The organism is Catenibacillus scindens (assembly GCF_014202115.1).
Classification (GTDB): Bacteria; Bacillota; Clostridia; order Lachnospirales; family Lachnospiraceae; genus Catenibacillus; species Catenibacillus scindens.
Map to the genome: position 1 here is coordinate 1 of NZ_JACHFW010000022.1, position 15,397 is coordinate 15,397.

The following is a 15,397-nucleotide window of genomic DNA, read 5'->3' on the forward strand; positions in this document are numbered from 1 at the left end:
GCCCTCGATGGTGTGGCCCGCGCCGTCAAAGGTGCCGGCGTATTTGTTATTGGGTCTGCTGCTTTGATCATAATTGCCGATGGGGGTCCAGGTCTTGCCGCTCAGGTCGATGTCCGCAGTCAGCACCGCGCTGGCGGCGGTGTCCTGTTCCGCGTCCTCCAGGGTGCCGTTGACCAGACCCGCGAACCAGAACAGGTCAGTGACACTATCAATCTGATAAACGCCGTCAACCTCCTGGGGAGGTTCATATACAGTCAGGCGGATGCTGCCGGTGGTGGTTTCGTAGTTGTTGCCGTCGTTGGGGATGAAAATCCAGTTGTAAGAATCTTCACCCACGGTCAGGGTCTGGTCCGCTTCCAGCGCCACGGTGCCCGGGGTGCCGGTATGGGTCAGGGTTATGGCGGAAAGTTTTGTGTCACTGTAGATGGTGTTAGGGCTGCTCACTGCCACATCAGATACAGTGGGCTTGGCCTTGTTGATCGTAACTTCTACCTGTTCCTTAGCCGTGTCGTCGTGTTTGGCATCTCCCTTCACATAGTAGAACACGGTGTAGCTGCCAGCGTTGGTGCCGGTGGGGATGGCGGCGTCATAGTTGCCGTCTATCTCCAGACTGTACACCAGGGTGCCGCCCTCTGCTTCGCCCGCTGCCACCAGGTTCTGAGCCTCACCGGTGTAGGTCAGGCCGGTCACAGCCGCGGGAGCCTTGGTCACCATGGCGTCCGCCCCCTTGGAGATGGTGACGGTGACGCTGTCGGAAACAGACGTGCCAGAGATGGTAGCCGTGACCGTGAGAGATTTGGCCGTTTCGTTGGCACCCACGGTCAGCAGGCCGCCCTTGGTGATGGTGGTCTCATTAGACAAATTGCCGCTCACCGTCCACTCTACCGTCCAGCTGCCGGAACCCGCGGCCTTTGCAGTAAAGCGCTGGCTGGCGCCCGGAGCCACCACAGCGTCTGCGGGCTGTATCTTCACGCTGGTAGAAGTCGCACCGCCGTATTCGATTCTTGCACAGCCCTTATCCTTGAAATCAGGGATATTTTCTACCCGGCCGTCCGAACCCCGTTGGTCAAGGTAGTCTACTTCGGTAGAACCATTCATAGCCCACAAGTTGAATACCGTCGGGCTGCCCTTGACAAAGATGTCGCTGTAGTTGCCGTAGGAATCCGAAGTTTCATCATTTTTGCCAGCGCCGAGGGCGCTGCCGCATCTGTAGCTCCGATTAACGGAGCTTACAATGAGCAGCTTGCCGCCGTTGATGGTGATGTTGCTGCCATCACCGCCGTTGCCCATACCTATATAACGATAGATATTGCCGCCGCCGCCGATGCCGGCGGCGCTACTACCCTTGTGGATGGTGATATCGCCGCCGTTGATGGTGATGTTGCTGCCGTTGCCGCCATTAATTTTATGAAGCATATCAGCGCCATGCGAACTACCGCCGCCGCCGATGCCGGCGCCGGACTGAGTGGTAATGTTCAGGGTGCCGCCGTTGATGGTGATATTCGCGCTGGAGGCAGGATCTTTTTCGGTATTATCATATTCATAAGAGCCACGCCCGCCGATGCCGGCGCCGGTTCTGCCGCTGCGGATGGTCAGGGAACCGTAGGTGCTGCCGTCGCCCTGCACACTGGTAATGGTCAGGGTGCCGCTTTCGCCCTTTTGCAGCGCTGCATAATCACTGTGGGAGGTGCTGAAGGTGTTGGCGCCGTCCAGCTTGAGGGTGACGTTGCCGTCCTGGATCTCAAAGGGCAGGTCGTTGGTCAGGTTCAGATCGGTGATGGTGATGGTGGGGCTGCCGGACTGGATACGGATGCGGTCCTTGGTCTCGGTAACGCCGGACTTCATGCGCACCGTATATTCACCGTCGCCGGAGATATCCAGAATATCATCGCTGAAGCTGTAGCCGTCATCGGTGCCGGTGACTACAAAGTCGCCAAGAACGCCACTCTCCTGATACACCGCAGTCACCGTGGCGTCCTCGCTGCCCATGGTAACGGTGGTGCTGGCTGCATTGACGTCTGCAATCTGGACGTTGCCGGTCATGTCCCAGTGGCTGAACTCCACACCCTCCCGGGTTTCGGCCTGAATGGCGACCTGCGCGCCCGGCTTATACAGGCCGCTGCCCGTGCCGTTCACTACAGTGAGGTCATATCCCTGGACGAAGTTGGCCTTGATCTGGGTGTCTGCTTCCCCGGTGGTAAAGGTGGTGGCAGCGCTCTCGGCATCCTCAAAGGCGCCGCTGCCGCTCTCGATGGTCCATTTGTCAAAGACCATATTTTGGGCGGGTTTGTCGGCCTGCAGGGTCACCTGTGTGCCGGAAAGGAACTGGCTTTGTCCGGCGGGGTTTGCGATGCTGCCGCCTTCCACGTTCAGACCATAGAGCTTGTCGAATTCCGCCGTGACGGTGGCATCCGAATCATACATGACGAAGGTGGCATCGGCAGAGGTGGGGCTGCGCAGCAGGCCCTTGCCATTGGTCAGTGTCCACCGGCGCAGGGCATAGCCCTCCTTCGTGCCGGCGTTCAGCGGCACTTCGGTGCCCGGCGTATAGCTGCCGGCGCCAGAGCTGCCGGTGCCGTCGCTTACCACGGTCAGGGGATAGGATGTGTCGTCGAAAAGGACCCGGGTGTATTTGGCGGACAGTGACGGATACGAAGTACCTGTTGTTTTTCTTGTAAAGGAAGCGCTGTCCGTGCTGCTGCCCTCAAAGATGCAGGCCTGAGCCCCCACCTGAATAACACTCGTTTTGAAATCGCAATCCTCACGGCGGAAGGTCACATCGCCGCCCTTCACAGCAAAACCGCCATTATACGAGAACTGGCTGACAACGCCTGACAAGTCTGTATCGGTGCCCAACAGATGAAGATCGACGGTGCCGCCCTGGATCTCCAGTAAAGGGATGTCCCAAATATTTGCAACTACAAGGCACAGACCGGTGAAAGCGTGCCGGCCGCCCTCAACATATATGCGAGAAGCAGCACTATTCTGGGCGTAGGCGAAAGCAGAAATGCCCTGAGCGGTGACCTGCACGTTCCCCTCCAGCGTGAGGGTGCTTCCACTGAGTGTGCAGCCTTGGCCGACCACGGTAATGTACTTCGGGTCATAGTCGCTATAATGACCGCCGTACAGGTTGACCTTCGCATCCCCCGTGATGGTGACAGAGGAATCAATAATGTACAGGCCGTCGCCGCTCTGCGCGGCGGCATTCAATTTTCTGGCAGAATCGCCGCCGTAGGCGTTCAGGGTGCCGCTGCCCTGGATCGTCAGCGAAGAATTCACTGTCACCAAAATGCCGTCCATTGCACCATATTCATCCGCTGTTCGGGTGCCCGTGACGGAGCTGGTGCCTTCCAGCGTCAGGGTCACCTGTGCACCATCAGTAATGAGTAGACCGTTGGTTGTAGAACGATTCGGCTCAGAGGAAGCGTACCAGGGGTTGAGTTGGGCGTCCTGCAATACGATATCGTAAGTACCGGAACCAGTGATAGTCACACAGTTGAACCCATAGGGGTTGCTGCCGGTAATGGTGATGGTACCGGTATAGGGCACGGAGGATACGGTCGTATATTCATAGCTTTTATACTGGTAATAAACACTCGGCGTAATCCAGATCGAACCGTTTGAAAGATCCAGCGTGGGGTTGTTCACTGTCGCCAGGGTCTGCACCATGTTGGTCAGGCGCAGCGTGACGGCTGGGGCGGGGTCCAGCTGCAGGTCGGTCCCGACCTGTGCGGTAAAGGTATAGCTGCCCTCCTGAGGCCAGCTATTCTCCACACACTGGTATTCCGGGCATTCCCAGCCGGAAACGGCAACCGTCACCGGCTCTCCGTCGGCTTCCCCTTCCACGGTCAGGCTCTGGGGCAGCAGCGAGACCACGGCCTCCAACGGGATATTGCCGCCGTGTGCGTCGGCGTAGAAAACGCCGTTCTCTTCAACGATCAAAAAACCGTCGGGGTTTTCCTCAAACTGCCAGTGGCGGGCCTGGGCCTCGGGGGCCTCCTCAGGCGCAGGGGTCTCTCCCTGGCAGGCAGCAATATCCTGGGCGCAGACGGGGCAGTCAGGATTGACACTGTCCGCCGTGCAAAGGGTCTCACAGATACATTCCGCCGGCGCTTCCGGTTCGCCGCTGTCCGTCGGGTTGCAGAGTTCGCAGTCCGACGGGTCAAAGGTGCAGGGACTTCCCTCGGAATAGCCGCAGGTCTCATCGTGGACGTGCGGACAGTTCAATTCTTTTGTGATGCAGCCGCTTTCCTCGCTGCACACATGGGTACAGGCGTCGGCTGCTTTTTCTTCGCCCTCGGCGGGAAGCATCCCGTCGCTGTAACACTCCGCCGTATGCTCATGGACACACTGGGTTACGAGGGAGTAACAATCGTCTGTGTGTTCGTGGGTGCAAGGCGTACCCTCGGAATAGCCGCAGGTCTCATCGTGCACATGATGGGGGCATACAGCGGAAGCCCCCATTTCCACATCCGCAGCGTACACAGGTGTACCGGACATGGAAAACATCATGGCCACTGACAAGAGCAGCGCCAGTGGCCGCTTCCATTTTTGTTCCAATCTTCCTTCCTCCTTAAAGCAGTAGGGCATTCCTGCGTGAGACAGGAACCTGTCTGACGCAAGGGGGCGCCCCCTTGTGATGGTGTCTTATTTTCTTCATATCGGGCGCAGACCACCGCAATCAGCGGCAGGCTCTTTGCCCCGATTGATCGGATTTCCAACAACTTTTCCGGTCCTGCCCGCTGTATGGCGCAAAGCTGCTCCATGTGCTCCACCCCGCCCCGGCGCAGAGTCAGGGAGAGCCGCCGCAGTTGAGTGCGGTTGGCGGGAAACGCCTGCTCGCAGGCGGTAAAGTATGCTTTGACCATGATCTCTCCTTTCTCCGGCGGCGCTCTCGTTGCGCTATTAGAAATATTTTATGGGATTTTTGTGCCTCTTTCCAGTACGAGAGATGCCGCAACCCGCGGCAAAACTGGTACTTGACAAATTGACATTTTTGTGCATCGGGTGTAAAATAGGAAATCAGGAGGAAGAAAAACCATGGAACCACTACGACTTGCCATTTGCGACGATCTGCCGGAGGAACGGGAAGCCCTGCTCGCCCTGCTGGAACAGGCCCCCATCGCCACCGTTTGCGCCCAGTTCGCCAGCAGTGAGGATCTGCTGGAAGCGTTCCGCCCCGGCGGGTTCGATCTGCTGCTGATGGATATTTATATGGACGGCATGACCGGCGTGGAGGCGGTACGGAAAATAAGGGAGATGGACGAAACAATCCCCATCGCCTTTACCACCACCAGCACCGAGCATACCCTGGAGAGCTACCGCCTTTCGGTGCTGAAATACTTGGAAAAGCCTGTACGGCAAAAAGACATCAACGACCTGCTGCATCTGGTGAAGCTGCAAAGGGACAGCGCCCCCCGGCTGGCCATCCGGCAAAACGGCGAGGTGCAAAGGCTCTTGCTCTCGGAGCTGTTCTATCTGGAGCAGAAAGCCCATCATGTGTTTCTGTATCGCAGGGACGGCGGCACGCTCCAGCTCTACGGCAAGCTGTCCGACCTGTTGCCCCAGCTGGAGGGGCAGCCCTTTTTCTGCCCCCACAAAAGCTACTGCGTCAATCTGGCCTTTGTCCGGGGGATCAACGAGGAATACCAGAGTTATGACATGGTGGACGGGAAAAAGGTCCCCATCAGCCGTTCCAACCGGACCAAAGCCAAGCGGGCCTATGAGGACTTTCTGTTTGCCCGCACAAGGGGGGAGAGATGATGGAAACCATTGTCTATACCTTCTGCGCCTATCTCCCCATCCACCTGCTGGCCTACCTGCCTTTTGTTGATCTGCTGCGTTTCGGAAAACGCTGGATGGTAACTACAGTAGCAGGTAATATTCTGCTGCATCTGCTGGGTGTGGCCTGGGTTATTCATATTGGCAGACCAGATTTGGTGATGGTGATGGGGTTTGCCATGGTGCCCGTCTCGTTGGCGCTGTATTTTCTGAATATCCGCTTGTCCCTTGGCAAGCTGCTCTTTACCTATGTGCTGCTGGTCAACTACCAGAACATTGCTCTGGGGATAGCTGCCTTTCTGGCGGCACGGCTGTTCCACGCCGGTCCCCGCAGTCTGGAAAGTGGTGTGCTCTGTCTGGCGCTGTGCGCTCTGGCCTGTCTGCCTATGTACCGTCTATTCCGCTACGCCGCCCAGCAGGTCTACCGCATCGACGCACCCAAGCTGTGGCGGGTCATCTGGCTGCTGCCCGCAGTCACCAGCGGCATCGTCACTGTATTTACCGGCAGTTTGCAGGAGGAACTTGTTGGGTCTTGGCAGTTCCTGCTGGCCCGGACCAGCCTTCTGCTCTGTGTTGTGCTGGTCTACTGGGTGCTGCTGAACGCATTGGACGGCATCAAAAAACAGGCCGTCCTTCAGGAACAGTTGAATTTTGAAACCCATTTGCTGGAACTCCAGATGGAGGAGGAAGAAAAGCGCAGCCTGCTCCTGATGGAGACCGCCGAACAGACCCGGCAGATGCGCCACGACCTGCGCCACCATCTGACCGCGATCCAGGCCATGGCCGGGGAGGAGAACTCCAAGCTGCGGGATTATATCGCTACTCTGATCCTGGACATTCCCACCGCCGTCCGAGACTACTGCGAAAATCCCACCGTCAATGCGGTGGTGTCCCACTATGCCGCCCGCTGCCGGCAGGAGGGCATCGCCTTTACCGCCCGGCTGACGGTCCCCGCGCAGAACGAAAATCTGGATGACCGCGCCCTGTGCGTCGTGTTCGCCAATTTACTGGAAAACGGGGTGGAAGCCTGCGGACGCATGACCGGAGGCGAGAAATTCATCCAGATCAACAGCTCTCTGGAATATGGCGTCCTGACCATCACCATGGACAACAGCTTTGACGGGCAGGCGCGACAGGAGAACGGAAAATTTCTCTCCAGCAAGCGGGCGGGTGCGCCCGGCGTGGGCCTCAGCTCCATCCGGGCCGTGGCAAAGGCCCACCAGGGAGACGCCCGATTCGAGGCGAAAGGAACCACTTTTTTGTCCTCGGTATATTGCAGATTGTAGACGGAACATTCGTGTTACTCGCCTCGTTGTCTCACATGTGGTTTTGGTAAAAAACACCCTTGACAAATTGCTTTCCATCTGTAAATATCATTAAGATATCCCCCGGTGTTCTGCATCAATCAAACAGTGATGCAGGCTCCAGGGAGATTTTTCCGCTGCTGCCGGCGCCAATCAGACGTCACTGACATCTGGCGCCCTATAAATATTTCCCTGTACATTCCCTCTCAATTGCTCTATAATGAACCTACAGGATTCCTCTTCTGGATAAGTTTTTATGGAAAACTTTGGAATACAGGAGGAATAAAAGAATAATGAGCAAACCGTTTAAAGATCTGACGATCAAAGATGCTTTTGTCCATCGAGCGTCAGATCCAGAGAATCAAGCGTGACCGGGAAATGGAGGCGCAGTATATGATGTTGGAGGAAATGCTCAAAGATGAGCGTGAAGCCGGACGGAATGAGGGACGTCAGGAAGGAGAGAAGCAGTCTCTGGCGCTGGTCAATGCACTGGTGAGCCAAGGCAGATATGAGGATCTCAAACGATGCCTTGAGGATGAAGTATTCAGAGAAAATCTAATGGAAGAATTAGGCATTAAGAACAAAGAAGATCACGGGAAGTCCTGAGATAACTGCCCCGGCCATAGCCAAATTCATATGGCATATATGTTGTATCTTTTGTAAACAGAGGAATCCTGTTTACAAAAGATACAAAGATATACAATGTACTGATGAGCGGGAGCTGCGCCGTGACAGGTGCGGCTCCTGCTCCGTTTAGCGCTGACGCCTTGCCAAATCTTATTAAGCAAAATTCTCCGCTGCCCCCAAAAAGGGGCCGCCGCACTAATCATTAAATTAGTGCAGCAGCCCCTCTATAAAAATGACTCTTTATGACACCGTTTCTTTCTCGACAACCACCTTACATTCTTTTTTATAGCAGGCAATCCCATATTTTAAAATGCGATGGCATCCCTTATCTTTGAGTTCGTCTGCATAGCCATTTTTATCAATTGGCAATATCAGCCTTAAACATGGTCATGATCTGACGGACAAAAATACTCCTTATCTCCATGTTGGGGATAGCCAGACTATATTTTCCATTACCTTTTTTGCCTCTCTGTGTCAGATATCCTGTCATAAAAAGCAGACTCCAAATATTATCCGCTGTTTCATAGAGACTGTTATAGGTCAGATCTTCATGAATCTCCTTTTCAACAGTATCTCCGGCAATTAACGCCTCCATGTCGCTCCTGAGGACACCATTCCCCATTTTTTCGATAAAATACCGGACAGAATCGTTCCCGCTGGTATTTATCCAGTAGTTTACAGGTTCCTGCAGATTCCCGTTAACAGCTTCATCACAATAGTTGATCACATCCCAGGGGCAATAGACATCCACATTTCCAAAAAGATATCCATCGTACCAGTTCTTCACAGATTCATAGTATTCTTCCAATCCATAATAAGAAAGCATTTCTTTAACTTCATGATCTGTAAATCCAAAATATTCATCGAATTGGACATTGGTAGTGGAGAAAATTTTCAGATTATTCAACCCCGTAAATATGCTTTCCTTTGCCACTCGAAGGCAGCCCGTTAAAACAGCAAAATACAGGCTGTCATTTGATTTAAGAGCCTGACCAAACATATTTCTAAGCAGCAGTGCCATTTCCTGGTAGTAGCCCTGCTCATTAGCTTTAGCCAAAGGAACATCATACTCATCAATTAGAAGAATAACCTTTCTGCCATAATGCTTCTCCAGCAGTATAGACAGAGTTTTCAGGCTCTTCATAAGAACGGAATCTGGCATAATAAAGCTGTCCGAACCAGTTAAATCTACATTGACAAGCTGTTTGTACTGCTCTTTTTCCCTTACCGTCAATGTATCATCGTCCAATAAAAATTGAAACCTCATCGCTTCTTCCCCGATCGTAGAACAAAGAAGTGATCTGGCCATAGTATAATCCGCACCACTTATTTCTTTCAGAGAGATAGAAATCACCGGGAACTTTCCCATATATTGCTGACACAATTCTTTTTCCTTAGAAATAATTAAATCATCAAACAGGGCAGAATCAGAACCTACATCAAAGAAACTTTTCAACATGCTCATATTCAAAGTCTTTCCAAAACGTCTTGGACGGACAAAAAGATTGACCTCTCCCCATCTTTGGAGCAAATCCCGGATCATCCTGGTTTTATCAACATAATAAAATCCCATTGAACGAATTTTTTCAAAGCTGTCCATTCCCACTGGCAATTTCTTTTTTCCGAACTCTGTCATCTAATAACACGCTCCCGCCTCAGATATCTTGACTCGAGTTTCTGTTTATAGAATAACATTCCTGTTTTTTTATTTCAAGTACTATTCTGACACCCAATTTATGACCGTATCGATATTATTTACAGACCTACATCCATGCTGCCGGACCTGAATCCTTCCAGATCCAGAGTCACATAAGTATAGCCCAGGGCCTTGATCTTTTCTGTCAGTTCCCGGCGCCGCTCTAAAATCCGCGGCATTTCCTCCGGCGTGATCTCAATCCGGGCGATATTGCCGTGGACACGGAGCCGTACCACCTCAAATCCCGCGTCTTTAAGGATCTGCTCTCCTTTTTCCACAGTGCGCAGTCCCTCCACGGTAAGAGCCGTGTCATAAGGAAAACGGGTGGCCAGACATGGGGCCGAGGGGCGGCGGGATACGGATATCCCATATTCCAGAGCCATCTGGCGCACATCGTCCTTAGTAAGACCTGCCTGGGCCAGAGGGCTTATGACCCCCAGCTCCCGGATGGCCTTAAGGCCGGGCCGGTATACATGAAGGTCGTCCTCATTGGTCCCCTCAAGCACTGTGGCAATGCCTCTCTCCCTGGCAAAATCAAGGAGGCTTGTAAAAAGAAACTTCTTACAGTAATAACATCTCTGGGTAGAATTTCCGAGAATCTGGGGGACGGACAGCTCGTCAATATCTAAAGTTTCAAACCAGGCGCCAAGCTCATCCGCCACATCTTTGGCAATAGAGTAGTCTTTGGCTGGCTGGAGGATGGAGCGGATCATGACACCGTAAACCTTTGTGCCGTGTTTCTTCCCATATTTGCAGGCAAGACAGAGAAGAAGGCTGCTGTCCACCCCGCCGGAAAAGGCTACCACGCAATCCTGCTCCATAAGGTCATCCATTAAGGCCAAAAGGGCCTTTTTTTTATCTTCATATGACGCCACAGCGCTTCCCTCCTATGACTGTTTTTCTTCACATTCCCGAACAATTGTCTGATAAACCTTGCTATAGGGAAGGTTCTCTTGTCTGCAAATGGCCGCAACGCTTTCATACTCCGGGTAAAAACGCTTTTCTCCGCCGATCTGGCACACTTTTACCGCGGCGGTTCCCAGAGATGTGGACACGTCCATAATGGATCTGGGCAAAACCGTGCGCTCCACAAGCATTCTGCGGATGCCGATCGTTGTCGTGTGTTTAAAAATGATCTGTTCCATTTTTTCAATGTCCGCCTGGGAACAAATGACGCAAAGCTCATAAGCCGGACGGTTCTTTTTCATAAATACCGGCATGTAGTGAACGTCCCGCGCGCCGGCCTCAAATAAAAGATCCATGACAAAACCCAGATTTTCCCCGGAGCAGTCGTCAATATCTGTCTCCAGTTTCCAGATCCGGTCCTGATCTTTTCGCTCCTCATCCTCGATGAGCATGGCGCGGACAAAACTTGGACGGTCATAATGGCGTTTTCCGGCGCCAAGGCCCACCCGGGTGATGGCAAAAGTTTCCGGCAGGCTCTGGGATGTCATAATGGCCGCCGCGATGGCCGCCCCTGTCGGGGTGACAAACTCGCCCTGAACATCCATAATATGGAGCGGCAGATGGTGGGCGCTGGCAATGTTGGCTACAGCCGGCACAGGTATAGGCAGAATGCCGTGCTGGCAGCGGACAGTTCCTACCCCTTCATTGAGTTTTGGAATGATAACCCGGGAAATGTCCAGATTATCAAAACATACGGCAAACGCTACAATATCTACAATAGAATCTACAGCCCCCACTTCGTGGAAATGCACCTGATCCTGGGGCAGTCCGTGGGCCTTCGCCTCAGCCTGAGCGATAATCGTGAAAATATCGCTGGCCAGCTTTTTAGCCCCGTCGCTCATCTTTCCCTGGGAAATGATCCCAAGGATTTCATTTAAGCCTCTGTGTTCGTGGTGGTGATGGCTGTGGCCATGGCCGTGATGGTGATCTTCCCCATGACCGTGGTCGTGATAGTGGTCCGCCTCATGGCCATGGTGGTGGTCTTCCCCGTGATCATGGCCATGATCATGGTCGTGATGATGGTCGTCGTGGCCAAAGTCATTGTGGTCATGAGCATCATGGCTGTGGTCATGGCCGTGAAGGTATTCCATGTCATGATCATGGTTTTCATGTTCCTCGTCTAAGACCACATTAAAATCACAGGCGTCAATGCCGGATTTGGACACCCGGCTGATCTTTACCTCATATCCGCTGACCGGAAGGCTGTGGAGTGCGTCCATCAGCACTTTTTCATCGGCACCGAGATCCAGCATGGCTGCCACGGCCATATCCCCGCTGATACCGGAGCTGCAATCTAAATATAATGTCTTACCCATTGTTTTTTACCCCCATTCGGTTAATCTGTGTTGCAATGTATCCCGCACCGTAACCGTTGTCAATATTAACGACAGCGATACCGTTGGAACAGGAATTGATCATAGTCAGCAAAGCAGACAGCCCGTTCATATTGGCGCCGTAGCCCACTGATGTGGGAACAGCAATGACCGGCTTATCTACAAGGCCGCCGATGACGCTGGCCAGGGCCCCTTCCATTCCGGCCACAGCCACCACGCAGTTGGCTTTCTGGATCTGCTCCACTTTTGCTAAAAGGCGGTGAATGCCCGCCACACCCACGTCATAAATCCGCTCCACATGGCTTCCGAAATATTCCGCTGTCTGAGCGGCTTCCTCTGCCACAGGAATGTCCGCAGTCCCGGCCGTACATACTGCAATGCAGCCGATTTTGCTCTCCTTTTCTTTTTCAATCTTTACGATTCTGGAAATGGGATCATACTGTGTCTGCGGAAAATGCTCTTTAATCATCTCATACTGTTCTTTAGTCGCCCGTGTCCCAAACACTTCCCCGTCCCGCTCATAAAGCCGTCCGAAAATATTAAGTAAATGCTCATCAGCCTTGCCGCTGCAAAAAATCACCTCTGCAAATCCGGAGCGGATCTTCCGGTGCATGTCTAATTTGGCATATTCCAGTTCCTCAAAAGGCTGGCGTTTAAAATATCCCTCCGCCTCCTCAACGGAAATCTGGCCGTTTTTTACCTTTTCAAGTATTTCATGGGTTTCCATAATGTTCCTCCTCAATGCTGTTTCCATCCGCAGCAGTGGGATCCTGCGCGGAGCATTTTTTAATCATAGGAAACTATGTTTCCTATGATATAAAAAATCCACGAAAACATCTTTTTCATACATGAAAATAGGATGCCTTCGTGGCATATTTAATTTATAGTAAACGACAAATATATTTGTCGTTTACTATACCCCTCCGGGGGATGCGCGCGATTTTTGTAAAGAAAGATCGACGCTTCGCGCAGCAAAAATCGGCGCAGGAAACGTCATAATAAAAATTATTATGACGTTTCCTATACAGTATTAATCTTTCTGTTCTCCCTGAATGATCAGGGCAATCACATCGTCAATCAGCTCGTTTAAAGTATGGCTGCCCACACCAGCCACCCGATAACTGCAGGCATTGACCGGGATCAGTATCTTTTCCGCCGGACACTGGGCCACAGCCATGGCCATCTTAGGCGTAATCTCCCCAAGGAGAGCATCCGCGGCTAAAATCCCTATAGGGCCTACAACATAGTCCGCGTCTTTTGTATTTACGATCACCGGATTTTCTCCGGTGGCTGCGCCGTCCGCCCCTGCCTTGAGCATTGCGGCTGCGGCTGTGCTGTTGGTGCCAACAGCGATAATCCGTGCCTTGAGCCCGGAATTTTTCTTGAAACGCTCGATAAACTGACTGCCCATACGGCCGCCCTGGCCGTCAATGACAAGAATCTTCATTAAATCCCTCGCAATTCATAACAGTTCGTAACTGTTCAGTACCTTCACAGTTACGATTCGCAAACCCATGAAAATCAGCTTCGCTGATGGGGTTTGCTCACACCTGAATCACTTTCTTACGACCTCATCAGCAAGTGATTCGGCCTGTCCTGAACAGTTACAACAGTTCAGTTAATATTCTATATGATTTTCTCTATAAGTCAAGGTCTTTTGACAAAGACTCCAGATAAATCCTGTCCGTCCTAGTAAGATCTGCATGTTCAAGGAGATCCGGGCGACGGCGCCATGTACGTTCAAGGGATTGTTCCCGGCGCCATTTTTCAATATTGGCATGGTGTCCCGACAAAAGAACTCCGGGTACCTTTCTCCCATGAAATTCTTCCGGCCGGGTATACTGGGGATATTCTAAAAGCCCATCCTGAAAAGACTCATCCTTAGCGGACGTATCATTGCTTAACACCCCAGGCACAAGACGGGAAATGGCGTCGATCATGACCATGGCCGGCAACTCGCCGCCGGTGAGGACATAGTCCCCGATGGACAGATGATCCGTGACGATCTCATCAAGAATACGCTCGTCCACCCCTTCATAGTGTCCGCACAAAAAGACAAGGGATTCTTCCCCCGCCAGTTCCTGAGCGATTTTCTGGTTAAACACCTTTCCCTGGGGTGTGGTATAGATCACTCTGGGCTTTTTTAACATATCTCTGGTAAGATCCATATAACAATCGAAAATCGGCCCCGGCTGCATAACCATGCCAGCGCCTCCGCCATAAGGGTAATCGTCCACATGGCGATATTTATCTGTAGAATAATCTCGAATATCCACCGCCTTCAGTCCAATGGCTCCCTGGCGGATGGCACGACCGGTAATACTTGTGTGAAGGCCGTTTTCAATCATTTCGGGAAATAATGTCATGACATAAAAATTCATAGATCCAAAAGCCCTTTCATAATATGCACCGTCACAGCGCCCTTTTCAAGATCAACGTCCAGGATACATTCTTTAATAGAAGGGAATAAATATTCCTTCCCATCATCGGACATGATCACATAAACGTCATTAGCTCCGGTCTCCATAATGTCCTTTACCGTTCCAAAATGAACACCCTCATCGGTAAACACATCCAGCCCAATCAGATCGGCGATAAAATTTTCATTTTCTTCCAGAGCTACGGCATTTTCCCGTGTCACTAAAAGGTCTTTTCCCCGATATTTTTCAATATCATTAATATTGTCAATCCCTTTAAATTTTAAAATGGCGTATTGTTTAAAAAATTTGACGCCTTCCACTTCCAGCTCCAGCCTCTCCCGGCCAGTGTCCAGAATACATGTTTTCAGGTCCCTGAAACGATTTATATCATCTGTTGTGGGAAAAACTTTCACTTCCCCGCGAATTCCGTGGGTTGCCGCGATGGTTCCCACTCTCAGCAAATCTACCATATTAAATACTCCCTTTATGGTGAAGCCGCGCCAGACAAAAGGGCACAGAAAGAAAAAACCCCAAAAGTCGCAACTTCCAGGGTTATTGTTCACTTAGACAACAACAGTTTAGCCTGCGCCGGACGCTGCGGTGCGCTTATGCGCCAACCTTCGGCTCACACCGCTCCTTTACTCCTATTACAGCGCTTAAATTCATCAGGAATGGGCGGGCTGATCCTTATGCAAGCATAAACCATCCCGCCCATCCCTGATGGCTGAACTGTTATTTTAGTTACTGCATGATCTCTACAATAACTTTCTTATCATCTTTGGATGCGGCAGATTTTACAACTGTGCGGATCGCCTTGGCGATGCGCCCCTGTTTTCCAATCACCTTACCCATATCTTCCTGAGCTACAGAAAGTTCAAGAATAACGGATTTTTCGTCCTCTTTCTCTGTCACAACGACCTCATCCGGATGATCTACCAGTGCCTTGGCGATAACTTCCACCAATTCCTTCATAAGAACACCTCCAGATGAACTTATTTTGTAATTCCAGCACTCTTGAATAATCTGGCTACAGTATCTGTAGGCTGAGCGCCGTTAGAAAGCCATTTCTGAGCAAGCTCATCGTTTACTTTGACTGTGCTTGGCTCTGTGGACGGATCGTAAGTTCCGATTTCCTCGATAAAACGTCCGTCTCTTGGGGATCTGGAATCAGCAACGATAATTCTATAAAAAGGAGCCTTTTTCTGTCCCATTCTCTTTAATCTGATCTTTACTGCCATGTAAATTCACCTCCTGCATGAATTAAATAAA

14 protein-coding genes are annotated in these 15,397 nt (G+C 51.8%); 3 read left to right on the forward strand and 11 right to left on the reverse strand.

What is annotated here, in order from left to right; translation table 11 throughout:
- On the reverse strand, positions 1–4,560 hold a 4,560-nt coding region (locus HNP82_RS16600), incomplete at its 3' end, for an InlB B-repeat-containing protein (protein WP_243164831.1).
- Complete coding sequence (locus tag HNP82_RS16610; RefSeq protein ID WP_183776522.1) at positions 4,509–4,868, reverse strand: hypothetical protein; 360 nt, start codon at positions 4,866–4,868, stop codon at positions 4,509–4,511. The genes HNP82_RS16610 and HNP82_RS16600, both read right to left, overlap by 52 nt.
- Positions 4,869–5,040: 172 nt before the next feature.
- On the opposite strand from HNP82_RS16610, the gene HNP82_RS16615 reads away from it, so the two are divergent.
- The 3 genes from HNP82_RS16615 to HNP82_RS16625 all read left to right on the forward strand — a co-directional run bounded on the left by HNP82_RS16615 (position 5,041) and on the right by HNP82_RS16625 (position 7,691).
- The gene (locus tag HNP82_RS16615; protein WP_183776524.1) at positions 5,041–5,763 is read left to right on the forward strand and encodes a LytR/AlgR family response regulator transcription factor; all 723 of its coding nucleotides are present in this window, start codon (positions 5,041–5,043) and stop codon (positions 5,761–5,763) included.
- A complete protein-coding gene (locus HNP82_RS16620; protein WP_183776526.1) occupies positions 5,760–7,067 on the forward strand; it encodes a sensor histidine kinase in 1,308 nt (435 codons plus the stop codon). The genes HNP82_RS16615 and HNP82_RS16620 overlap by 4 nt, the downstream gene beginning before the upstream one ends.
- A 411-nt stretch (positions 7,068–7,478) precedes the next feature.
- Positions 7,479–7,691: a hypothetical protein gene (locus tag HNP82_RS16625; RefSeq protein WP_183776528.1), complete on the forward strand. Its 213-nt coding sequence runs from the start codon at positions 7,479–7,481 to the stop codon at positions 7,689–7,691.
- 379 nt (positions 7,692–8,070) lie between these two features.
- On the opposite strand, the gene HNP82_RS16630 is transcribed toward HNP82_RS16625, so the two are convergent.
- The 9 genes from HNP82_RS16630 to rpsP all read right to left on the reverse strand — a co-directional run bounded on the left by HNP82_RS16630 (position 8,071) and on the right by rpsP (position 15,366).
- The gene (locus tag HNP82_RS16630; protein WP_243164833.1) at positions 8,071–9,348 is read right to left on the reverse strand and encodes an AAA family ATPase; all 1,278 of its coding nucleotides are present in this window, start codon (positions 9,346–9,348) and stop codon (positions 8,071–8,073) included.
- A 119-nt stretch (positions 9,349–9,467) separates the two neighbouring features.
- Complete coding sequence (larE, locus tag HNP82_RS16635) at positions 9,468–10,283, reverse strand: ATP-dependent sacrificial sulfur transferase LarE (RefSeq protein WP_330599688.1); 816 nt, start codon at positions 10,281–10,283, stop codon at positions 9,468–9,470.
- Between the two features lie 12 nt (positions 10,284–10,295).
- Complete coding sequence (gene larC / locus HNP82_RS16640; protein WP_183776530.1) at positions 10,296–11,690, reverse strand: nickel pincer cofactor biosynthesis protein LarC; 1,395 nt, start codon at positions 11,688–11,690, stop codon at positions 10,296–10,298.
- Complete coding sequence (gene larB, locus HNP82_RS16645) at positions 11,683–12,435, reverse strand: nickel pincer cofactor biosynthesis protein LarB (RefSeq protein ID WP_183776535.1); 753 nt, start codon at positions 12,433–12,435, stop codon at positions 11,683–11,685. The genes larC and larB overlap by 8 nt, the downstream gene beginning before the upstream one ends.
- 303 nt (positions 12,436–12,738) lie before the next feature.
- Positions 12,739–13,155: a DUF3842 family protein gene (locus tag HNP82_RS16650; protein ID WP_183776536.1), complete on the reverse strand. Its 417-nt coding sequence runs from the start codon at positions 13,153–13,155 to the stop codon at positions 12,739–12,741.
- Between the two features lie 193 nt (positions 13,156–13,348).
- On the reverse strand, positions 13,349–14,089 hold the full coding sequence (trmD, locus tag HNP82_RS16655; protein WP_183776538.1) for a tRNA (guanosine(37)-N1)-methyltransferase TrmD: 741 nt from the start codon (positions 14,087–14,089) through the stop codon (positions 13,349–13,351).
- On the reverse strand, positions 14,086–14,598 hold the full coding sequence (gene rimM / locus HNP82_RS16660) for a ribosome maturation factor RimM (RefSeq protein WP_183776540.1): 513 nt from the start codon (positions 14,596–14,598) through the stop codon (positions 14,086–14,088). The genes trmD and rimM overlap by 4 nt, the downstream gene beginning before the upstream one ends.
- 271 nt (positions 14,599–14,869) lie before the next feature.
- The gene (locus tag HNP82_RS16665; protein ID WP_183776542.1) at positions 14,870–15,100 is read right to left on the reverse strand and encodes a KH domain-containing protein; all 231 of its coding nucleotides are present in this window, start codon (positions 15,098–15,100) and stop codon (positions 14,870–14,872) included.
- 20 nt (positions 15,101–15,120) lie between these two features.
- Positions 15,121–15,366: a 30S ribosomal protein S16 gene (gene rpsP / locus HNP82_RS16670; protein WP_183776544.1), complete on the reverse strand. Its 246-nt coding sequence runs from the start codon at positions 15,364–15,366 to the stop codon at positions 15,121–15,123.
- Positions 15,367–15,397 lie beyond the last annotated feature (31 nt).

Excerpts from the sequence above, each read along its gene's own strand:
- HNP82_RS16610 (WP_183776522.1), bottom strand. The coding sequence starts at position 4,868 with ATGGTCAAAGCATACTTTACCGCCTGCGAGCAGGCGTTTCCCGCCAAC.
- HNP82_RS16615 (WP_183776524.1), top strand. The coding sequence starts at position 5,041 with ATGGAACCACTACGACTTGCCATTTGCGACGATCTGCCGGAGGAACGG.
- HNP82_RS16620 (WP_183776526.1), top strand. The coding sequence starts at position 5,760 with ATGATGGAAACCATTGTCTATACCTTCTGCGCCTATCTCCCCATCCAC.
- HNP82_RS16625 (WP_183776528.1), top strand. The coding sequence starts at position 7,479 with ATGATGTTGGAGGAAATGCTCAAAGATGAGCGTGAAGCCGGACGGAAT.
- HNP82_RS16630 (WP_243164833.1), bottom strand. The coding sequence starts at position 9,348 with ATGACAGAGTTCGGAAAAAAGAAATTGCCAGTGGGAATGGACAGCTTT.
- larC (WP_183776530.1), bottom strand. The coding sequence starts at position 11,690 with ATGGGTAAGACATTATATTTAGATTGCAGCTCCGGTATCAGCGGGGAT.
- larB (WP_183776535.1), bottom strand. The coding sequence starts at position 12,435 with ATGGAAACCCATGAAATACTTGAAAAGGTAAAAAACGGCCAGATTTCC.
- HNP82_RS16650 (WP_183776536.1), bottom strand. The coding sequence starts at position 13,155 with ATGAAGATTCTTGTCATTGACGGCCAGGGCGGCCGTATGGGCAGTCAG.
- trmD (WP_183776538.1), bottom strand. The coding sequence starts at position 14,089 with ATGAATTTTTATGTCATGACATTATTTCCCGAAATGATTGAAAACGGC.
- rimM (WP_183776540.1), bottom strand. The coding sequence starts at position 14,598 with ATGGTAGATTTGCTGAGAGTGGGAACCATCGCGGCAACCCACGGAATT.
- HNP82_RS16665 (WP_183776542.1), bottom strand. The coding sequence starts at position 15,100 with ATGAAGGAATTGGTGGAAGTTATCGCCAAGGCACTGGTAGATCATCCG.
- rpsP (WP_183776544.1), bottom strand. The coding sequence starts at position 15,366 with ATGGCAGTAAAGATCAGATTAAAGAGAATGGGACAGAAAAAGGCTCCT.